This is a genomic window from Haloarcula sp. DT43 (assembly GCF_037078405.1).
GTDB lineage: Archaea > Halobacteriota > Halobacteria > Halobacteriales > Haloarculaceae > Haloarcula > Haloarcula brevis.
On sequence record NZ_JAYMGZ010000001.1, the window covers coordinates 831,647 to 850,557 of the forward strand.

Consider the following 18,911-nt stretch of genomic DNA (forward strand, 5'->3'; position numbering starts at 1 on the left):
GACGGACCGCGGTATACTGATACGTCCGGGACCGGACAGTCCACGTATGAGCAGTGGTACCACAGTACCCCGGGACCGCGCGCTGTCGCCCGACGACTGGTCCCGTCCGGCGGAGCGACGTTACGCGGACGCCCAGGCCCAACTCGCCGACCGCTACGACCTCGCCGTCGAGTCCAGAGTGACAGCGACCGACGCCGCGGGCCGGGTCCACTATCTCGTCGGCGGGGACCCTGACGGCGACGCCGTCCTCCTCCTGCACGGGGTCGGGACGCCGGCGGCGGCGTGGCTCCCCCTGTTCCCCCACCTCGCCGACGAGTACCGCGTGTACGCGCCCGACCGGCCGGGGCTCGGGCTCTCGGCCGCGCCGAGCTACCGGGACCGGGACCTCCGGTCGTTCCTGGTGACGTACTTGCTGGACCTGCTCGACGACCTCGCTGTCGAACGTCCCCACGTGGTCGGCAACTCCCACGGCGGCCTCCAGGCGTTCCTGCTGGCTATCGACCACGGCCGGGTGGACCGACTGCAACTGGTCGGCGCGCCGGGCGGCGTCTCGCGGGACCTCCCCCTTTTGTTTCGGCTGCTGACGGTTCGGGGTCTCAACCGCGCCCTGTTCTGGCTCATGAGCCGCGGCGACCCGGTCGAGAACGCCAGGCAGTCTATGGCGCGGGTCAACGTCGTCGACGCGTCCGCCATCCCGGACGCGTTCTACGAACTGCTCGCCGCCGGGCAGGACCTGCCCGGCCGGCGGGAGAGCCAGCGGTCGCTGGCGACCGCACAGGGCTCGTTCGGCCGCGCCCACCCGCTGTTCGACGTTCGGCCCGAAATCGTGCGCATCGACCGCCCGACGCAGTTCGTGTGGGGGACAGCGGACACCTTCTGGCCGCCCGCCGTGGGTCGCCCCGTCGCGGAGAAGATGCCCGACGCCGAGTTCCACGAGCTCCCGGCCCACGGCCACACGCCGTGGCTGGAACCGGGCGACGCTGCCGCCGAACTGGTCCGTGGGTTCCTCGACGGCTGACACGTATCCAATGTAGTACAGAGCAAACACATTGCCGGCTCGTCGGCCCGGTGGGGCGTCGCTCGGCGGGGCCAGGTAGTCTTTTAGTGACCGGGCCGTCTCCCTTCCGGGTATGGACCAGCTATCCTCGTGTTACTTCTGCGGCGGTGCCCTCGACGCCTCGCTCTCCGAGTATCCGATTATCCCGAAGTCACTGGACCCTGCAGCCGAAAACCAGGGAACGGTCGTCCTCTGTTCGACCTGTCGGGAGAAGCTCGCGACCATCGTCGAACCGGCCGTCGAGGCGGCGAGAGCGGACGCCCGCGAGGCGGTGGCGGCTTCCGACCCCAGCCCCGCCGAGTCGTCGGGGCCGTCGGGCGACTCGGACACATCGACTGACGGCGAACGGGCCGTCGACGGCGTCATCGAGCCGGCCGAGGACGGCTCACTTCTGGGTGACGATGGCGCGAGCGTCGCGGAGCGGAGCCGGCGGCCAGCGAAGACGGATTCGACACCGGAGTCAGACCCGGCGGAGACGGCTTCGGCCGACGCACCGGACGAGCGTGCAGCGGCATCGGCCGAAGCGAATGCCGAGGGGAGCGACGGCGATGCCGGCGAGAACGCCGACGGTGCCGCCGATTCGCCCTCGCTCACGAAACTGGAGTACAACAAGGTGATGCGTCTGCTCCAGAACCGGGAGATGCCGGTCGACCGCGCGGAGATACGCGAGGTGGCGGTCAACGCCTACGACATCGACGGCGAGCAGTTCGACGCCATCATCGACGCCGCGGTGGACCGGGACCTCATCGGGCAGGCCAACGGGCAACTGGTCGAGTCCGACGGGTAGAGAAAAGCATACCAGCGCCCCTCTCGAAGCCCGCGGCATGAACGCAGGAGACATCGCGAGCCGTCTCGACGACCGTCTCGACATCGAGGCCTACGCCGACATCGACGCCAGCCCGAACGGCCTGCAGGTCGGGCCGGCGAGCCAGCCGGTCGAACACGTCGCCTTCGCCGTCGACGCGGCCGTCGAGACCATCGACCGTGCCGCCGAAGCGGGTGCTGACCTTCTCGTGACCCACCACGGTATCGTCTGGGGCGGGATGGAGCGCGTGACCGGGACTCACTACCGCCGGGTCGCGCCGCTCGTCGACGACGACCTCGCGCTGTACGTCGCGCACCTCCCGCTGGACGGTCACCAGACGCTGGGCAACGCCGCCGGCGTCGCGGACCTGCTGGGGCTCGACAACCGCGCGCCCTTCGGGTCGATAGGCGGCGAACACATCGGTCAGCGCGGGACCCTCGCGGAGCCGCAGACGGTCGCCGAACTCGCAGATACCCTCGGAGGAAACTTCGACACTGGCGGGCAGTCCGTCCAGGTGCTGGACTTCGGTCCGTCAACAGTCGAGGACGTGGCAATCGTCACGGGCAGCGGCGTCGACTGGCTGGAGGAGGCGGCAGAGACGGGCGCAGACGTGCTCGTCACCGGCGAGGGGAAACAGCAGGCCTTCCACGAGGCCCGCGAGCAGGGGATACACGTGGTCCTCGCCGGCCACTACGCGACCGAGACGTTCGGCGTCCAGTCGCTCCAGGCCGTCGCGGAGGACTGGGGACTGGAGACGACCTACATCGACTGCCCGACCGGGCTCTGAGCCACCTCGATGGTAGTTTCCTACGGAGGTATCGATTCCGACGCGGACCTGATAGCGTGGTCACGCGAGTACTGCCGCACAGTCCGCCGCGAGCGCGGCGTCTCGGTCCGGTTCGACCTTGTCGACTGGGAGGTGTCCCACCGCGCCAAGCGCCGGGCCGCCGCGGTCAAGCGGCCGAAACTCGACGGCGCGACCGTCGGCGAGCCCTACGACTGGGACGCTCTCGACGGGAGCGACGGCCGGCCGCTCCCCTGTACCGTCTCGCTGACGCGGGCGGCCTTCGAGTCGTTCGACCGGGCCGAGTGGGCGGCGACGCTGCGCCACGAACTCGTCCACGTCGAGCAGTACCAGCGCGACGGGACGACCGACCACGGGGCCGCCTTCCGGGCGCGGGCCGACGGGCTCGACACCGACGTGCACTGTCCGGCCTTCGCAGAGCCGAAGCACGTCCTCACCTGCAGCGACTGCGGCGACCGCGTCGCCCGCCGCTACCGGGACTGCAAGCTCGTCGAGCAACGCGAGCGGTACCGGTCGAACTGCTGTGGCGCGGCGCTCGAACTCGCCTGACCGACGGCGCGGCTCAGAACAGGAGTCGGACGGCCCAGAGGACGCCCATCCCCGTCGCCATCGTCGCGAACACGTCCTCGGTCTTCCAGGCCACGCCCGCCGCGAGCGCTCCCGCGATGAACTTGTCGGGGGCGAAGGCCGCGGCGTCGAGCGTCACGAACGACGGAAGCACGAGCGCGGCGAGGACGGCCGCGGGGACGAAGCGCAGCAGGCGCTCGACGCCGGGCGGAATCTCGTCGAGGCGGCCGAACAGCGCGATGAAGGAGAGCCGGCAGGCGTAGGTCAGGATCCCGATGAGCGCGACGGCGGCGGCGAGCGCAACGGGGTCGTAGCTAGTCGCCATCGGAGCCCTCCGGGAACCGCTCGGTGACCACGCCGGCGGCGATGCCGACCGCCGAGCCGACGAGGAGGCCGAGGTTGAGCGGAAGGCCCGCGCCGAGGACGGCCAGTGCGCCCCCGACGACGGCCGCGACCGCTGACGCCCGGTCCTCAATGGCCGGGACCAGGATGGCGAGGAAGACCAGCGGGATGGCGAACTCCAGTCCCCACGCGTCGGGGACCCCGGTTCCGAGCAGCGCGCCGGCGACGGTGGTGACCTGCCACACCGCCCAGAGCGTGACCGCCGCGCCGAGGTAGTACCACTTGCGGTCGACGGGGCGATCGGACCGGTAGCTGGCCACGGAGAGGGCGTAGGCTTGGTCGGTGAGGACGTACGCGAGGGCGGCCTTCCACCTGGCGGTGAACTCCCGGAAGTACGGCGCGATGGAGGCCGAGTACATCAGGTAGCGGAGGTTGATGACGACCGCCGTCGCCACGACGACGGAGAGCGGGGTGTCCTGCCTGAGCAGTTCGAGGGCGGCGATCTGCGACGCGCCGGCGAAGACGACCACGGACAGCCCGACCGCCGTCGGGAGTCCGAATCCGGCGTTGACGGCGGCGATACCGGCGACGAGGCCGAAGGGAACGATGCCGAGCAACAGCGGCACCGCGTCTCGGGCACCGCGGCGGAACGCGGAAGTGTCCATAGCTGTAGGTCCGCATCGGGCACGCTAAGGCCTCCGCTTTGACTGCCGTGTGATAGGTCGGGACGGACCACGCAAGTATCAGGCGTTGTGCGTACGGTTTCGTTATCCACTCCGGGGAATATGTTTGAGAATGTACTTATGGCAGGAATAATATATATATATAGAATGATGCTCCGAAGGAATTTCCTCGTACTCTCGTCCTCCACCTGTGTTTATTTGGCAGGCTGTTCTTCTACATCAGACAATACAAGCTCACCGTCAGACACGACTGATGAGTCCCAAAAATCCCAAAACCAGTATCTTGAAATCCGAAATCTAACGGAAAATGAAGTGAACTTATCCCTCAAAGTAGAAGGCTCAGATTCAGTTATATTGCAGGAAGACTCTGAGGTGGGAATTGGCCAAACCGTAACATTCCCACTTCAAATCACTGAAGAAGGCAAATACGACTTAACAGTTTCTCGCTCAGGCGGAAACGAAGTTTCGCAGACGTTGGTAATCGGAGACTATGACTTAGAACATGCCCCAAATGTCATTATCGAGGTCCGAGACGAAAAGATAGAAATAGTTGAGTTAGAGTGAGCCAATACGACTCGTCCGATGTACTGACCGCTACGGCTGTGAATAATTCGCTGTATTCACAACAACTGTTATCGTCCCAATTGAAACGATTTCACACTGATCACGCTGCTATCGTGTGGTCGGACGTGCGTGATTTTCGATGGCTATTATCGGTCGACAGGCCGCTCAGCGGACGCCGCGAACCGCGACGTTGAAACATCGGCGCACCCGACTGGCGTCCAATGAGTGACCACACCGACGAGCGGGAGACGTTCCACCACGACCCTATCGGCCACGCGGAAGCCCGGGCCGGCATGACGGTCGGCGAACTGGCTGACAGCTACGGCGAGGCCGGCATCGGCGCGAGCGACATCCACGAGGCCGTCGATGTCTACAGCGAGATGCTGGACGACGACGTGACGACCTTCTTCGGACTCGCCGGCGCGATGGTTCCGACGGGGATGCGGGCTATCGTGAGCGAACTCGTCCGCGACGGCCACATCGACGTGCTCGTCACCACCGGCGCGAACTGCACCCACGACACCATCGAGGCCATCGGCGGCAAGCACCACCACGGCGATGTCACGCCGGAGGGGCGAACGGAGCGCGAACACGACGAGACGCTCCGGGACGAGGGCGTCGACCGCATCTACAACGTCTACCTGCCACAGGAACACTTCGCGCTGTTCGAGGACCACCTCCGCGAGGAGGTGTTCGGCCCGCTCGAAGGCGAGAGTCCGGTCTCCATCCAGCGTCTGACCGAAGAGCTCGGTCGGGCCAACAGCGAGGTCAACGAGCGCGAGGACGTGTCCGAGGACGCCGGCGTGCTCGCGGCGGCCTACGAGAACGACGTCCCCGTCTACTGCCCGGCGTTCCAGGACTCCGTCCTGGGCCTGCAGGCGTGGATGTACTCACAGACCAGCGAGTTCACCGTCGACGCGCTCGCCGACATGACCTCGATTACGGACATCGCCTACGAGGCCGACAGCGCCGGCGCGATGCTCGTCGGCGGCGGCGTCCCGAAGAACTACGTCCTCCAGACGATGCTCGTCTCGCCCGACGCCTACGACTACGCTGTCCAGCTGACGATGGACTCCTCGAACACCGGCGGCCTCTCGGGTGCGACCCTGGAGGAGGCCCGCTCCTGGGGCAAACTCGAAAAGGACGCCCGGAACGTCTCGGTGTACGCCGACGCGACCATCACGCTCCCGCTGGTCGTGGCGGCGGCCCGCGAACGGGCCGGCGAGTAAGCCATGCACGGCCGCCGCCCTCGCCTTCCTCGGTCACGGCTACTGCGACGGTTCGGGACTCGGGCGACACCGGGGACGAGGCGATGACCGACCGGGCGACGCTGATAGCCCACCGCGGGTTCGCGGGCGTCTACCCGGAGAACACGGAACTGGCCGTCGAGGCCGCCTCGTCCGGCGGGCCGGGGACGGACACCGTTCACCGCCGGGCCGACATGGTAGAGGTCGACGTGGTCCCGACCGCCGATGGCACGCTCGTGGCGTTCCACGACGACGGGCTGGCCGAACGCGACGGCGGCGAGCGCGGCCTGACCGACGCCGAGGGGCTCGTCTTCGAGACCGACACCGACACCGTGACCGGCGCGACCGTCCTCGGGACCGGGGAGACGGTCCCGACGCTCGAAACGGTCTTCGAGGCGGTTCCGCCGGACGTCGGCGTCAATCTGGAGCTGAAAAACCCCGGCAGCGATGACCTCCGCCCTGCCGAACCGCTGTCGCAGCAGACGTTGTCGGCCCAGCGAGCGCTGTGGCGGCCCTACACCGAACGCGTGCTCGACCTCGCCAGCGAGTACGACAACGAGATTCTCGTCTCGTCGTTCTACGAGGCCGCGCTGGCGGCCGTCCGCGACTACGACGACTCGGTCCCGGTCGCCTTCCTCTTTCGAGACAGCATCGAGGCGGGGCTGGAAGTCACCCGCCGGTACGACTGCGAGGCGATGCACGTCCCCCGGAACATGGTTCGGGGAACCCCCTTCTTCGGCGACGACTACGTCGACGCCGACCTGCGCGACATCGACCTCGCGGCGGTCGCCGCCGACGAGGGCCGGGCGCTGAACGTCTGGACGGTCTCCACATGGTACCAGGCCCGGGAACTGGTCAGGGCGGGCGTCGACGGGCTCATCTCGGATTACCCCACGGTGCTGTCGTTCCAGGACTGAGAGCCTCGATGCCGAATGTTGAAGGGCCGACCGGCCGACGACGCTAGTATGGAAGCACCGACCGGTGATGCAGGAATCTACGCCCGCGAGTCGTCGTATCTGGACCGGTACGTCCAGCTGGGGGAGGCCGGCGACCGGATAATCTCGCTGTCGTTCCCGTCCCAGCCCGAGGCCGACGCCGGCGAGGACCACCCCCTGCTGGACCGCATCGAGGAGTACCTCCAGGGTGTCGAGGACGACTTCGCCGACGTCACCGTCGGCCTCACGGTCCCGACCGACCAGCGGGCGGTGCTGGAGGCGGTCCGCGAGATTCCCTACGGCGAGGACGCGTCCGTCGCACAGGTCGCGCGGATGACGGCGGACTTGGACGCCGACGACGAGGACGACCAGATACAGGTCCGAGAGGCCCTGGCCGCCAACCCGGTGCCGCTGTTGATTCCCGACCACCGCGTGCGCGACGGCCCGAGTGCCGCGCCGCCGCCCGTCGAGCAGAAGCTCCGGGCCGTCGAGGGCCTCTAGGCCCAGAGCCGGCCGACGCCCAGCCCCTCGTGGACGAGCAGTTCGAGGGCGTTGACAAGGTAGTGGGCGACGACGACGGCCAGCAGGCTGTCCGTGAGGACGAACAGCCCCGCGAGCGCCAGCCCCAGCGTCCCGGTGACGACGATGCCCGCCCGGCCCTGTGCGCCGTGGCCCAGCGCGAAGGCGACGGAGGCGACGACGGCCATTCCCGCCGCCGGCGCGCCCAGCCCCGCGACGGGGACGCCGATAGCCGCCGCCCGGAAGAGCAGTTCCTCGACGACCGCGATGACCGGTAGGACGACGCCCAGCAGGACGACCCAGCCGCCGGCCGAGTCCGGGGCCAGCAGTTCCCGCAGGGACTCGTCGAAGGTGACGCCGAAGCCGTCGGCCAGCGCGGCGGCGGCCTCGTTCCCGAGCCAGAAGCCGATGCCCGCGCCGACGCCGACGGCCACTGCCGGCAGCCCGGTCGAGAGCGCGTCGGCGGTGACGCCGAACGCGCCCGCCGGAATCTCGAAGTAGAACGCGCCGGCCACCAGCAGGACGCCGAACAGCCCCTGCGTGAACGCGACGTTGGCGAGCAGAGCGCCCGTCGACACGTCCGCCGGTGCGAGTCGCTCGGTCAGTCGCTCTCGCTCGGCCGCCGCCTGGCGCGTCTCGAAACGCGGGATGGTCATGTCTCCGTCGGGCACGGCGACGCCGTCGACCGCCGACGAGACGCCGCCGTCGGGCCGCACGGCTCCCTGTGAGAGACGTGCGAGAGCGAGTAGCGCTGTTAAAAGGAATCCCGTCAGGCCGACGAACGCGGCCCACTCGGGCATCTATTGGGGGCTCGGACTGCCGCCGCTCTGCCGGCCGACCTCGTGTTCGAGGGCCTTGCCCGTGATGGACTTGAGGCGGTCGACCAGCGAGTCCTTCTCGGCCTCGCCGGCCAGCGCGACCTCCAGTACCTCGGAGATGTGCGAGACGGGGATTATCTCTATCATGTCCTCGTACTCGTCCTCTATCATCACGTCCTGGGTGTTCGCTTCGGGGATGATGACCGTGTCGAGGCCGGACTTCGCGGCCGCCTCGATTTTGTGGGTCACGCCGCCGACCGGCAGCACGTCGCCCCGGACCGACAGCGAGCCGGTCATGGCGAGGTTCTGCTTGACGGGGACGTTCTCCAGCGCGGAGATGACCGCGGTGGCGACGGTGATGGAGGCGGAGTCGCCGTCGACGCCGCCCTCACCGGCCTGGACGAACTGGATGTGGACGTCCTTCTCGGAGATGTCCTCGTCGGAGAACTTCTTGATGATGGCCGAGACGTTCTGGACGGCCTCCTCGGCCATCTCCTGGAGCTGCCCGGTGGCGATGACCTGGCCGGGACCCTGTGACGGGCTGACCTCGGCCATGACGGGGAGGACGATACCGCTGTCCTCGCCCATGACCGCGAGGCCGTTGACACGGCCGACCACGTCGCCCTGGTTGACGGTGAGCTCGTAGTCTTTCCGGCGCTCGATGTAGTTGTCCGCGAGCTGTTGCTCGATGGAGCGGGAGCGCCGCTTCGCCTGCAGCACGTCCGCGCGTTCGGTGCGCTCGCGGTCCTCGGCGCGGGCGATGTCGCCGGCGACGCGGACCAGGCCGCCGAGGTCGCGGAACTTCAGGCTGAGGTGGCCTTTGCGGCCCGCGCGGCGGCGGGCTTCGAGGATGAGCTCCTCGACGGCCTCCTCGGTGAAATGCGGGAGCCGCCCGTCGTTTTCGACCTCCTGGGCGACGAACCGGGCGTACTTGCGGCGCATCTCGGGGTCGTCCTCGATGGTGTCGTCCATGTACACCTCGTAGCCGTACCCCTTGATACGGGAGCGCAGCGCGGGGTGCATGTTCTCCATCGCGTCGAGGTTCCCCGCGGCGATCATGATGAAGTCACAGGGGACGGGCTCGGTCTGGACCATCGCGCCCGAGGAGCGCTCGGACTGGCCCGTAATCGAGAACTCGCCCTCCTGGATAGCCGTCATCAGCTTCTGCTGGCTGCGGATGTCGAGCGTGTTTATCTCGTCGACGAACAGCACGCCCTTGTTGGCCTGGTGGATGGCGCCGGGCTCGACGCGGTCGTGGCTCGGCGTCTCCATCCCGCCGGACTGGAACGGGTCGTGGCGGACGTCGCCCAGCAGCGCGCCGGCGTGAGCGCCCGTGGCGTCCTCGAACGGCGCGGTCTTCTGGTTGGCGTTGTTGACCAGCAGGTTCGGAATCATCGCGTCGCTACCGCGCGAGCCGTAGCGGAACGCGAGATAGATGACACCGGCCGCGAGGATACCCAGCAGGATTTGCTGGACGAGAATCAGCGCGTAGCCGATGACGATGGCGATGATTATCCACATCAGGAAGGTCCGCATCTGGTTTCGCTTGCGGGCCTCCTCCTTGTGGGCCTCGACTATCTGTTCCCCTTTGCCGCCGGGGACCGTGCGCACTTTCGGTTCGTTGCCGTCGTCGGGGTTGTGGTAGACGAGAACGTCCTGCAGTTCCTCCCGCGGAAGCAGTTGGGACATCGCCTTCGCCAGCATCGACTTCCCCGTCCCGGGGGAGCCTATCATCATCACGTGGCGGCGCTGCTTGGCCGCCTTCTTGATCACGTCACGGGCGTGGTCCTGTCCGATGACCTGGTCGACGAGTCGGTCCGGGACTTCGATGTCGGCGGTCGAATCGATGTCGAGACCGCCCAGAAGGTTCTCCTCGTCTCCGTCCAGTTCGGACTCGCCGTCGACTTGGACATCGCTTCCGAGTGTCGTTTCGGACGTTTCTCCCTCGCCGGCCCATCGGTCCTCGGATGGCTCGTCGGCCGAGGGCTCGGAGGCAGGTTCGTCGGGGTCGGCCCCGCCGTTCGACGCCTCCTCCCCGGCGTCGGTTGCCTCCCGGTCAGGGTCGGGAGTCGCGTCGGTGTCGGTGTTGTCGCTCATACAAACGTTGCTAACATCATCATCGAAGGCCTGTCGACTGATATACTTTCTCCCCGTGTCCGTCGTTGTTACACCCCAAAAACCGCCGTACAGCGGTCGAATACCGCGATGAGAGTGCCGGCGGTATCGCGTCGTCGGGTTTATCAAACCACCACACCCACTGAGGAGTATGCGTGGGTTCTACATCGGTCGCTTCCAGCCCTACCACAACGGCCACCACTCGATGGTCGAGCGCATCTCGGAGGAGGTCGACGAACTCGTCCTCGGCATCGGGAGCGCCGACGATTCACACACCACACACGACCCTTTTACCGCCGGTGAGCGGATTATGATGATAACGAAGGCCGTCGCGGAGTACGACCTGACGACGTACGTCGTCCCCCTCGAAGACATCAACCGCAACGCAGTCTGGGTGAGTCACGTCGAGAGCATGTGTCCGGACTTCGACGTGGCCTACTCGAACAACCCGCTGGTCGTCCGCCTGTTCGAGGAGGCCGGCATCGAGGTCCGCCAGTCGCCGATGTTCGACCGCGACCGGCTGGAGGGCAGCGAAATCCGCCAGCGCATGATAGACGACGAGTCCTGGCGCGACCGCGTCCCGCCGTCGGTCGTCGAGGTCATCGAGGAGATTCACGGCATCAAGCGCCTGCAGCACGTCTCCGACAGCGACTCGCTCGAACGGTACGCCGCCGCCGACGAGTCGGTCGAGAAGTCCATCGAAGACCTCGACGACTGATGATTACGCTGAGCTCGGACTTCGGGTCGCCGTACCCCGCGGCGATGAAAGGCGTCATCTGCCGGGCGACGGACGCACGCATCGAAGACGTGGCCCACGATTTCCCGCGACAGGACGTGCGTGTGGCGGCGTTCTGGCTCACGCAGACGCTCCCGTACTTCCCGCCGGCGGTCCACTGCGTCGTCGTCGACCCTGGGGTCGGGACCGACAGAGGCGCTATCGTCGTCCGCGCGGGCGAGCACGCGCTCGTGGGACCGGACAACGGCGTCCTGCTGCCGGTCGCCCGCGAACTGGCCGCGGCTGACGGCGACGCTGCGGACGCGTTCGAGGCGTTCACGTGGGCCTACGACGACCCCGCGAGCACGACGTTCCACGGGCGGGACGTGTTCGCGCCCGCCGCGGCGGCCGTCCACGACACCGGCGTCGAGCGCGTCGAGGAGCGGCCGGAGACGACACCCGTCGAGGAGTACGTCGACCTCCGGTTCCCCGAGCCGTCGGTCGACACCGACGGGGCGACCGGTGAAATCCTCGTCGTCGACGACTTCGGCAACGCCATCACGAACGTCCCCGGCGACGTGCTCGACGGCCGGTTCGGCGGAACGGTCACAGTCGACGGTGTCGAGGCTCCGGTTCGCCGGGCCTACGCCGCGGTCGACGCCGGTCAGCGACTCGTCACGGTCGGCAGCCACGGCAACGTCGAACTCGCGGTCAATCAGGGCCGGGGCGAGGACGCGTTCGGCGTCGGCACCGGGGACGAGGTGACGCTGGCGCTGTGAGGCCTCCCGACCTGCCCAATATTTAGGGCAGCCAAAACATCGGAGCAGTTAAGTGTTTTAGGTCTGCCTAATCCACTGTATGCCACAGAGACGCGACCTGCTGAAGACGGTGGGGATAGCTGCGACCGGACTGCTGGCCGGGTGTCCGGCGGACGGGTCTTCGGGTCCGAACACGGCGGCGGACACCGACACGGTGGGGCGGGCGGCAACCGCGGAGACGGACGGCGGTGGCGAAAGCGGCGCGGCGGTCGGCCCGATGACCGCCGTCGCGGCCGAGTGGAACGTCTACCGTGCGCGCATGTTCGACGCCGTCGCGCTGGGGCGGGCCGGCGCGCCGAGCGCGGGGGCCAGCGTCGCACAGTCCATCTTCGCTCGCTTCGAGGGTGCCTCCGGCGAGTACGGCACACACGAGCGCCTGGAATCCGTCTCCGAGTCCGTCTACGAGGGCTTCGAAGCGGCGCTCGGGGAACTCCAGTCGGCGCTCTCCGAGGGCGACGTGGGGGCCGCGGCCGACGCCGCGAGCGAGGCGTCCGGGAACCTGCAGACGGCCCAGCAGTCCGCCGCCGGGCAGGAAGCGGCGCGGGCCTTCGACCTGCTTCTGCTCGGAAGCCGCGCGAGCAATGCGGTCGTCGCCGCCAAACTCGGCTCCTTCGAGGGGGCCGCGACGGTGGCCGAGGAAGCGACGGTCGCGTTCGAGGATGGCCTCGTCTACAGCGCCGTGGAATCGGCCGACACCGAGGCCTACGAGGCCTTCGAGAGCGCGCTCGCCGGCATCGGCGACGCGGCGAGCAGCGAGGACGCAGCCGCCGTCGCCGAGCAGGCCCGTGCCGCGCTCGACGCGGCCGTCCAGGGGGCTTACGCCATCGCGCCGACCGACTCGGTCGCCGGTGCGGGCCACCTCTCGGCGATGCAGGCCCGCGGCTGGGACGCGGCCGCGCTCGCCTCGGGCGGCGGCGTCGGGGCGGACTACGCCCACGCGACGACGCTGAACACGTACCGAGCCCGCGTTCACGACGCCGCGTGGCTGGCCCGCGCCGGCGAGACGGCTACCGCGGCGACGATGGTCGAGGACGTGTTCGCCCACTTCGAGCGCGCGGCCGCCCACGACGCCCTCGAAGAAGCGGACGGCGAGGCTTACGAGGGATTTGAGGCCGGCCTGTCGGACCTCTCGTCGGCCATCGAGAACGGAGACACCGAGGGCATCGCATCGGCCGTCGAGACGGTCGAAACCAACCTCGTCGCCGGTATCGGGGCGCTGGCCGGCGGGAACGCGCCGGTCCTCCAGTCGGGCTTCTTCAGGGCCCGCTTCGCCGACGCGCGCGAACTGTACCGCCAGGGCAATGCGGGGCGTGCGGCGACGCTCGTCCCGGACCTCTTCGCCCGGTTCGAGGAGAACCAGCTCGACTTCCACGAGACGCTTGAGGAGACCAGCGAGGACCTCTATCACTGCTTCGAGGAGGAGCACCTGGCGGGGCTCCAGTCGGCCTACGAGAACGGCGACGACGACGCGGTCGGGACCCACCACGACGGCGTCCTCGCGGCCCTGCTGGAGTTCGAGTCGACCCACAGCGCCGCCGTCGCCAGCGGGTCCGGCGCGACGTACATGGTCGGCCTCGCCTTCGACGCCGCGGCGACGAGCGCGCTCGGGAACCCCGACCGCGTGGCCTCGACCGCTCAAAGTGCGCTGGCGTTCTTTGAATCCGGGGCCGCCGGCTACCACGAAGCACTGGAGGAGGTGAACGAGGACCTCTACCACCGCTTCGAGGACGAAGCGCTCGGTGGCGTCATCTCTGCTGCGAATGACGGCGGCGACGTCAACGCGGCCGCGAAGACGTTCGCCGACGCGGCCATCGACTCAGTGACGGCCGTCGTCGGGTCGAGCGGCGGCGAGACCGGAGCCAGTGCCGCGAGCATCGTCAGCGACGTGTTCGCCGTCTTCGAGAACGCCGCGGTCCACGACGAACTGGAGAACGCAGACGCCGAGGCGTACGAGGCCTACGAGGCCGCGCTGAACGACTACGTCACCTCGCTGGAGAGCGGGTCGACTGACGGCGTGACCGCGTTCGCGGACGCCGCCCGGACCGCGGCCTTCGCCGTCGTCGGCGCTGTCGATAGCGCCCCGAGCGGGTCTGGCGGCCACGGCGGCGAGTCCGAGGCGACCGAGACGTCGCTGTCCGGCGGTCCGAACGTCGTCGAGGGTGTCCCCGACGACGCGGACCACGTCGTCGACATGGAGGCAGTCGCGTACGCGCCGGAGGAACTCACCGTCAGCGTCGGTGACACGGTCGCCTGGGAGCACGTCGGCGGCGAACCGCACTCGGTCACCGCGGTCGAGAGCGACCTTCCGGAGGGGGCGACGTACTGGGCCTCCGGCGGCTTCGAGAGCGACTCGGCCGCGCGCGAGGAGTGGGAGAACGGCGAAGGCGCGGTCCAGTCCGGCCAGAGCTACGTCCACACGTTCGAGACGGCCGGCGAGCACGCCTACGTCTGCATCCCGCACGAGGCCGCGGGGATGGTCGGCACCGTCGTCGTCGAAGAGTAGTGCCATCTTTTCGGCTGGCCTAAAAACCGATGCCTTTTTGTGCTTTAGGGTAGCCTAAACAAGTGTATGCCGGACGAACAGGCCACGTCGAGGCGGACCGTCCGTCGCCGTAGCGAGTCGGGTACTGCCGTCCCTGTCGTCCGCGCAAACGCCGCCCGACGGGAGGTGAGCACCCAGGCCGTGCCCGCTGGCTGACCTGTCAGTCTCGACCATCTTGAGCGGCGACGACCACCGTGGGCATAGCCCGTCGCCGCGCGCCACGAGTTTTTCGTGTCTGTCCCGTGGGCGTCTCGCCCCAAGGACGCCCCGTTTCAGGTCCTTCGCCGCGGACCACGCCGGAGCCGCCGATTCCCGCCAGCGACCGGTGTCCCGAGAGTACGTCTAATCTCAGCCCGACCGACTCGGGGGCGGCGGCGTAGACCGGCCATCCGCAAGAGAGTGCTGCCGGCATTTGCTGGGGCCCACAGAACGGCCGTGCGATTCGGGACAGGCGTTTTGTCGGTCCCAGCCCTGACACCGGGTATGAGCGACGAGGAACCAGCGGAGAACATCAGCGGTGGGGCCGCTGGCGGCGGTCAGTCGGCCACGTTCGACCCCGAGACGGCGGGCACGCGGGCCGAAGCCGTCGTGGACCGCCTCGGCGACCTGTACTGGCAGAAGACCTACGGGGGCCGGGACGCCTTCGAGTGCCTGGTCCGGACGGTTCTCAGCCAGAACACCTCCGACAAGGCGAGCCAGCCCGCCCACGACGAACTGATGGCGCGGTACGGAGACGAGTCGGGGGACGGGGACCTCGCCCGCGCGCTGGCCGACGCCGACCAGCCCGAACTCGCCGAGACCATCTCCTCGGCAGGGCTCTACAACCAGAAGTCCGAGCGCATCGTCGCCCTCGCCCAGCGTATCTGCGAGGAGTACGGCGGCGAGGCGGGCTTCGACGAGTTCGTCAGGGAGGGCGACCCCGAGGCGGTGCGGTCGACGCTGCTGGACATGAACGGCGTCGGCCCGAAGACCGCCGACTGCGTCCTGCTGTTCGCCGGCGGCCGCGGTGGCGTCTTCCCAGTCTACACCGTAGGGGCTGCTAACATTACGATAACATAATTTATATGGGGTTGACTCGTGCGTCTTGTCGATGACCGACGACGAGACCGAGAAGAAACAGATAGCGGTTCGGCTGACGCCTGAGAAGAAGGCGAAGTGGAATCAGTATCAAGAGGACTTGGGATTGGGAAGTCGGGAGACGATGATTCGGAAGGCGGTCGAACATTATCACTCTGTCAAAGTTGGCGACGGAGGAGATGAGCAATTGACGCAACTATCGAGGCAGATGGACGACGTGTTGGATGCAATTGAGCGTGTGAAGCTCGACGTTGCCGATGTCCGGCGTGGCCAGATTACTCGTGACGATATTCCCGATATTGCCGAGGAAGTCTCGTTCGTCATGGCGTCTAACTTTACACTCTCTGTTGACGAACTCATAGAGAGGCACGTAGACCCGGATATAGACCTTGATGACGAGATGGAGCAAGTAGCTGTGGAGCAGTATCTAACTGGCTTCGCAAAGGCTGTATCTGCTATTTCTGACGAAAGCGAACGGGAGCGGATGATGGGGATTCTGGAGGCGCAAACCGAGGAGATGTGGGATGTCGATATATCCTCACTTTTAGACTCAGCAGACGACTCATAAACCAAAGAACATCTCTTGAGTGATACCACCAGATGCTGGCGATATACCACTGGTACGTTATTCACTTATCTTGTTTAGATAGGTGAAATCCACCATAACTCTCCTGAATAGAACTGCCCCCGCAAGGTCTATTCAGTATCACTGGAAGACATCTCTGTTTCAAGTTGACTGACTGCCTCGATGAACTCCTCCTGCCCCTCAAAAGTGTATCTGATGAAATTGAGTACCCACGGTGCAGTTATCGGTATTAGGTCATCATCATTCACTTCGGCGGGTGTTTGAAGTTCGGAGAGAGCTTGCTGAACCGCTGATTGGCCGCAATCATTCGTGGACCTGATTTCGCTAAGTCCAGAGGTGATTTGCATTCTGGTCCGCTGGTTATCCTCAAATCCGAAACCCGCCTCAATCACCATCTTAGTGAGTCTTTGTGCTAGATAGTCATTCTGGACTTCAGCCGCAGATACCGCTACATTCGAGAGTTCCTGTAACAACTCTTGTTGGAGTCTGAACATCCCTGCGGCAGGAATCTGTAGGTCAGCGTTATGGGAGACGATGATTCTCGACGTAATCTCAAAGTTCCGTTCGAAGAACCTGTACCACAGGAATTCAGGAACCGTATCTACTCGGTCTCCCTCCGTGATGTGTTCCCCGTGGTTTGCGACTAAGGTACTCCACCCTTTCAAAAAGCCGGATAGCAAAATACGTGATATTGTCAACTTTCGCCCACCGAGTTCGTCACTATTCTCAACTGTAATATCGATTAGATTACTTACAGATGTTGTGCCTACATGCAGAGTGTCTTCGAGTCCATCTCTTGCGGCTGATTCCAGAATATCTTCCCAAATTAGCCACGCTGGTTTCACTAAGCGGTCTCTCTCGATAACCCCCTCACTAATCTCGGAACACAACTGAATCCCACGTGCGGCAATTGTGTCTTGTCCATCCTCAATTGATGCTTCAATTGTCGAGGCCAGATTTTGGATGAGATAGCCAGTTAGTCCGTCGTACCCCTGTTCAATTGTTTCAGTCGCTAACGACTTCTCCTCCCTGAGAAGTTGGATGAGGCCGGTCTCCTGTTTATCGGGTAACGTCTCCTCCGCATCGTACACTTCGTTGAACAATTGCGACGTGGATTCGCACAGGGCAGTTACCAATTGATTCGCCGCATCCTTGTCCTCCTCTTGGATGGCCGAACGCCCGGCTTCGAAGAAGCTATAGAACGGAATAGTCGTTTCATCATCCCCGACTGCGCTTTCAAAAGCATCTTTGCTAATCCCACTACGGATGGCTTCAGCGACCGACGGCGCTTCAGTAGTAGACAATAGCTCGTCTCTGAGATAGAATAGCGACCCAAAGGTCAGGGTTATTCCCAGCACGGCCAGTGACAGGAGGACCCAATTTAGCCACACGGGTGAGACGGGATAGATTAGAAGTGCGAATACGTCCAGAAAGATAGAAGCAGTAAATAGCAGAATCGTTCGTCTATAGGCTGAATTCTCTGTTACTGACGAGATGATACGAGTGGTAAATCTATCTGCGGCAATTTGAGTACTGAGTGCGTAGATTGCGATTATAATACTCAGAACAGTAGTCTGAATTATAGCGAGCGTTTGGAAAAATGGCTGTAGTGACAACGATGTGGCCTCGGGAATCACGATAGCATCTTTTCATGCCCCTCTCTTTATTCTCCCCCATCATCCCGGAATTGGTCCTATCAGGCCAAATTTATCCGACGAAGATGTGATGACCTCTTTGATGACTCATATCTCGCTGGAGGAACTTCTCGAAATCGATAGAGAGGCCGCCATCGACTACGAAATCACGTTCGCCGCCCTGCTTGCGACGGCTCTGCTCACCATACCGGATGTAAGCCCCATTCTGCACCCTGTCGTAGTGGCCTCCGCATTTCTCCTTTTGGCGGTCACTTTGATTCGGCGTATGGCTTTTCTCAACCCATATTCTAAAGACCTGCTCAAAAGGACGACGCCGCCACTGGTGATTTCGACAGCATTCGGACTTCTGTATATCGGCCTCGTCTTCGGTACCTTCACTCAATCGCACATCCCGATTATCGAACCTCGTGCCTCTACGCTCGGATTGCTCTACACGGTCGTATTCGTCCTCGGTTCGGTTCTCCTGTACGAAGCGATATTTCGAGATTTTTTCCTTCTGATTGCGGCGTTTGCGTACAACATTCACCTTGACCATCGGGGGACACTATTGGGTCGCCTCGCTCTCCGGTTGTCACAGAAGTCCCTCGCTACGTCTTTGCTACCTGAGCATGAATGGCCGGTGGAAGTACAGGAGATACCGTCTGTGAACCGTCATTCTCCATCAGATGTTAGCTTACGAGACCGTGTTGTCAACGTAATTGGAACATTTCTTGGAGCGATGGGAATGACTCTTATTTTCGGATTGGCCTTTGCTGGGTTTTATATTTTGGCGTCGATGGTGGCCAGTCAAAGCCTGCTATCGGTCATCATCGATGGAATGCTCCTTGCAATCGCCGTGAACTTCCTTATCGTCTCAATACGGTTCCTGTATGGCCGATACGGGCAAACACCCTATGTCAAAATTGCACCGCCGAAACGCTACATCTACTATTCGTTGATTCTCTATGTCCTATACTTCGTCCACGTGGGATTCGAACTGGGTCTCTCACTCTCTTTATAGAGTGATTTCGGCTCTGTCTTTGGCAAACAATTTCACATCCCCCAATTAAGCACACATATAA

Annotated in this window: 19 protein-coding genes and 1 pseudogene; 15 read left to right on the forward strand and 5 right to left on the reverse strand. The window is 64.9% G+C overall.

Annotation, left to right across the window (positions count from 1 at the left end):
- Positions 1 to 46: 46 nt before the first annotated feature.
- The 4 genes from VI123_RS04480 to VI123_RS04495 all read left to right on the forward strand — a co-directional run bounded on the left by VI123_RS04480 (position 47) and on the right by VI123_RS04495 (position 3,216).
- Positions 47 to 1,018, forward strand: coding sequence for an alpha/beta fold hydrolase (locus VI123_RS04480; protein ID WP_336336851.1), 972 nt, complete (start codon positions 47 to 49; stop codon positions 1,016 to 1,018).
- A gap of 112 nt (positions 1,019 to 1,130) precedes the next feature.
- Positions 1,131 to 1,844 (forward strand): hypothetical protein, encoded by a 714-nt coding sequence (locus VI123_RS04485; protein WP_336336852.1) that lies wholly within the window; start codon positions 1,131 to 1,133, stop codon positions 1,842 to 1,844.
- Positions 1,845 to 1,881: 37 nt separating this feature from the next.
- A complete protein-coding gene (locus tag VI123_RS04490; RefSeq protein ID WP_336336853.1) occupies positions 1,882 to 2,649 on the forward strand; it encodes a Nif3-like dinuclear metal center hexameric protein in 768 nt (255 codons plus the stop codon).
- Between the two features lie 9 nt (positions 2,650 to 2,658).
- Positions 2,659 to 3,216 carry a transcription elongation protein SprT gene (locus VI123_RS04495; protein ID WP_336336854.1) on the forward strand — a complete coding sequence of 186 codons (558 nt, stop codon included), beginning with the start codon at positions 2,659 to 2,661 and terminating at the stop codon, positions 3,214 to 3,216.
- A gap of 13 nt (positions 3,217 to 3,229) precedes the next feature.
- On the opposite strand, the gene VI123_RS04500 is transcribed toward VI123_RS04495, so the two are convergent.
- Together VI123_RS04500 and VI123_RS04505 are read right to left on the reverse strand one after the other, a co-directional pair.
- A complete protein-coding gene (locus VI123_RS04500) occupies positions 3,230 to 3,559 on the reverse strand; it encodes an AzlD domain-containing protein (RefSeq protein ID WP_336336855.1) in 330 nt (109 codons plus the stop codon).
- Complete coding sequence (locus VI123_RS04505; RefSeq protein ID WP_336336856.1) at positions 3,549 to 4,241, reverse strand: AzlC family ABC transporter permease; 693 nt, start codon at positions 4,239 to 4,241, stop codon at positions 3,549 to 3,551. Before VI123_RS04505 ends, VI123_RS04500 begins: the two co-directional genes overlap by 11 nt.
- Positions 4,242 to 4,361: 120 nt before the next feature.
- Between VI123_RS04505 and VI123_RS04510 the strand changes: the two genes are divergently transcribed.
- From VI123_RS04510 to VI123_RS04525, 4 genes are all read left to right on the forward strand, one after another.
- The gene (locus VI123_RS04510) at positions 4,362 to 4,823 is read left to right on the forward strand and encodes a hypothetical protein (protein ID WP_336336857.1); all 462 of its coding nucleotides are present in this window, start codon (positions 4,362 to 4,364) and stop codon (positions 4,821 to 4,823) included.
- A gap of 221 nt (positions 4,824 to 5,044) precedes the next feature.
- Positions 5,045 to 6,052: a deoxyhypusine synthase gene (locus VI123_RS04515; RefSeq protein ID WP_336336858.1), complete on the forward strand. Its 1,008-nt coding sequence runs from the start codon at positions 5,045 to 5,047 to the stop codon at positions 6,050 to 6,052.
- On the forward strand, positions 5,947 to 6,987 hold the full coding sequence (locus VI123_RS04520; RefSeq protein ID WP_407066986.1) for a glycerophosphodiester phosphodiesterase: 1,041 nt from the start codon (positions 5,947 to 5,949) through the stop codon (positions 6,985 to 6,987). The genes VI123_RS04515 and VI123_RS04520 overlap by 106 nt, the downstream gene beginning before the upstream one ends.
- A gap of 15 nt (positions 6,988 to 7,002) precedes the next feature.
- Positions 7,003 to 7,506: an MGMT family protein gene (locus VI123_RS04525; protein WP_336336860.1), complete on the forward strand. Its 504-nt coding sequence runs from the start codon at positions 7,003 to 7,005 to the stop codon at positions 7,504 to 7,506.
- On the opposite strand, the gene VI123_RS04530 is transcribed toward VI123_RS04525, so the two are convergent.
- Both VI123_RS04530 and lonB read right to left on the reverse strand, forming a co-directional pair.
- Positions 7,503 to 8,324 carry a CPBP family intramembrane glutamic endopeptidase gene (locus VI123_RS04530; protein WP_336336861.1) on the reverse strand — a complete coding sequence of 274 codons (822 nt, stop codon included), beginning with the start codon at positions 8,322 to 8,324 and terminating at the stop codon, positions 7,503 to 7,505. The two genes, VI123_RS04525 and VI123_RS04530, sit on opposite strands and share 4 nt — an antisense overlap.
- Positions 8,325 to 10,439, reverse strand: coding sequence for an ATP-dependent protease LonB (lonB, locus tag VI123_RS04535; protein WP_336336862.1), 2,115 nt, complete (start codon positions 10,437 to 10,439; stop codon positions 8,325 to 8,327). It lies immediately after the preceding gene.
- Between the two features lie 169 nt (positions 10,440 to 10,608).
- Here lonB and VI123_RS04540 point away from each other — a divergent pair, with 169 nt between their 5' ends.
- From VI123_RS04540 to VI123_RS04565, 6 genes and pseudogenes are all read left to right on the forward strand, one after another.
- Positions 10,609 to 11,175 (forward strand): nicotinamide-nucleotide adenylyltransferase, encoded by a 567-nt coding sequence (locus VI123_RS04540; RefSeq protein ID WP_336336863.1) that lies wholly within the window; start codon positions 10,609 to 10,611, stop codon positions 11,173 to 11,175.
- The gene (locus VI123_RS04545) at positions 11,175 to 11,951 is read left to right on the forward strand and encodes an SAM hydrolase/SAM-dependent halogenase family protein (protein WP_336336864.1); all 777 of its coding nucleotides are present in this window, start codon (positions 11,175 to 11,177) and stop codon (positions 11,949 to 11,951) included. Before VI123_RS04540 ends, VI123_RS04545 begins: the two co-directional genes overlap by 1 nt.
- Before the next feature lie 79 nt (positions 11,952 to 12,030).
- Positions 12,031 to 14,493: a DUF5059 domain-containing protein gene (locus VI123_RS04550; RefSeq protein WP_336336865.1), complete on the forward strand. Its 2,463-nt coding sequence runs from the start codon at positions 12,031 to 12,033 to the stop codon at positions 14,491 to 14,493.
- Between the two features lie 66 nt (positions 14,494 to 14,559).
- Positions 14,560 to 14,688 (forward strand): hypothetical protein, encoded by a 129-nt coding sequence (locus VI123_RS04555; RefSeq protein ID WP_336336866.1) that lies wholly within the window; start codon positions 14,560 to 14,562, stop codon positions 14,686 to 14,688.
- Between the two features lie 327 nt (positions 14,689 to 15,015).
- A pseudogene (locus VI123_RS04560) lies at positions 15,016 to 15,561 on the forward strand (endonuclease III domain-containing protein); the annotation flags it as partial.
- A 61-nt stretch (positions 15,562 to 15,622) separates the two neighbouring features.
- A complete protein-coding gene (locus VI123_RS04565; RefSeq protein ID WP_336336867.1) occupies positions 15,623 to 16,177 on the forward strand; it encodes a hypothetical protein in 555 nt (184 codons plus the stop codon).
- A gap of 128 nt (positions 16,178 to 16,305) precedes the next feature.
- Here VI123_RS04565 and VI123_RS04570 read toward each other — a convergent pair whose 3' ends face one another.
- Positions 16,306 to 17,832 (reverse strand): hypothetical protein, encoded by a 1,527-nt coding sequence (locus tag VI123_RS04570; RefSeq protein ID WP_336336868.1) that lies wholly within the window; start codon positions 17,830 to 17,832, stop codon positions 16,306 to 16,308.
- Between the two features lie 100 nt (positions 17,833 to 17,932).
- Here VI123_RS04570 and VI123_RS04575 point away from each other — a divergent pair, with 100 nt between their 5' ends.
- Positions 17,933 to 18,850, forward strand: a complete 918-nt coding sequence (locus tag VI123_RS04575; RefSeq protein WP_336336869.1) for a hypothetical protein — start codon at positions 17,933 to 17,935, stop codon at positions 18,848 to 18,850.
- Positions 18,851 to 18,911 lie beyond the last annotated feature (61 nt).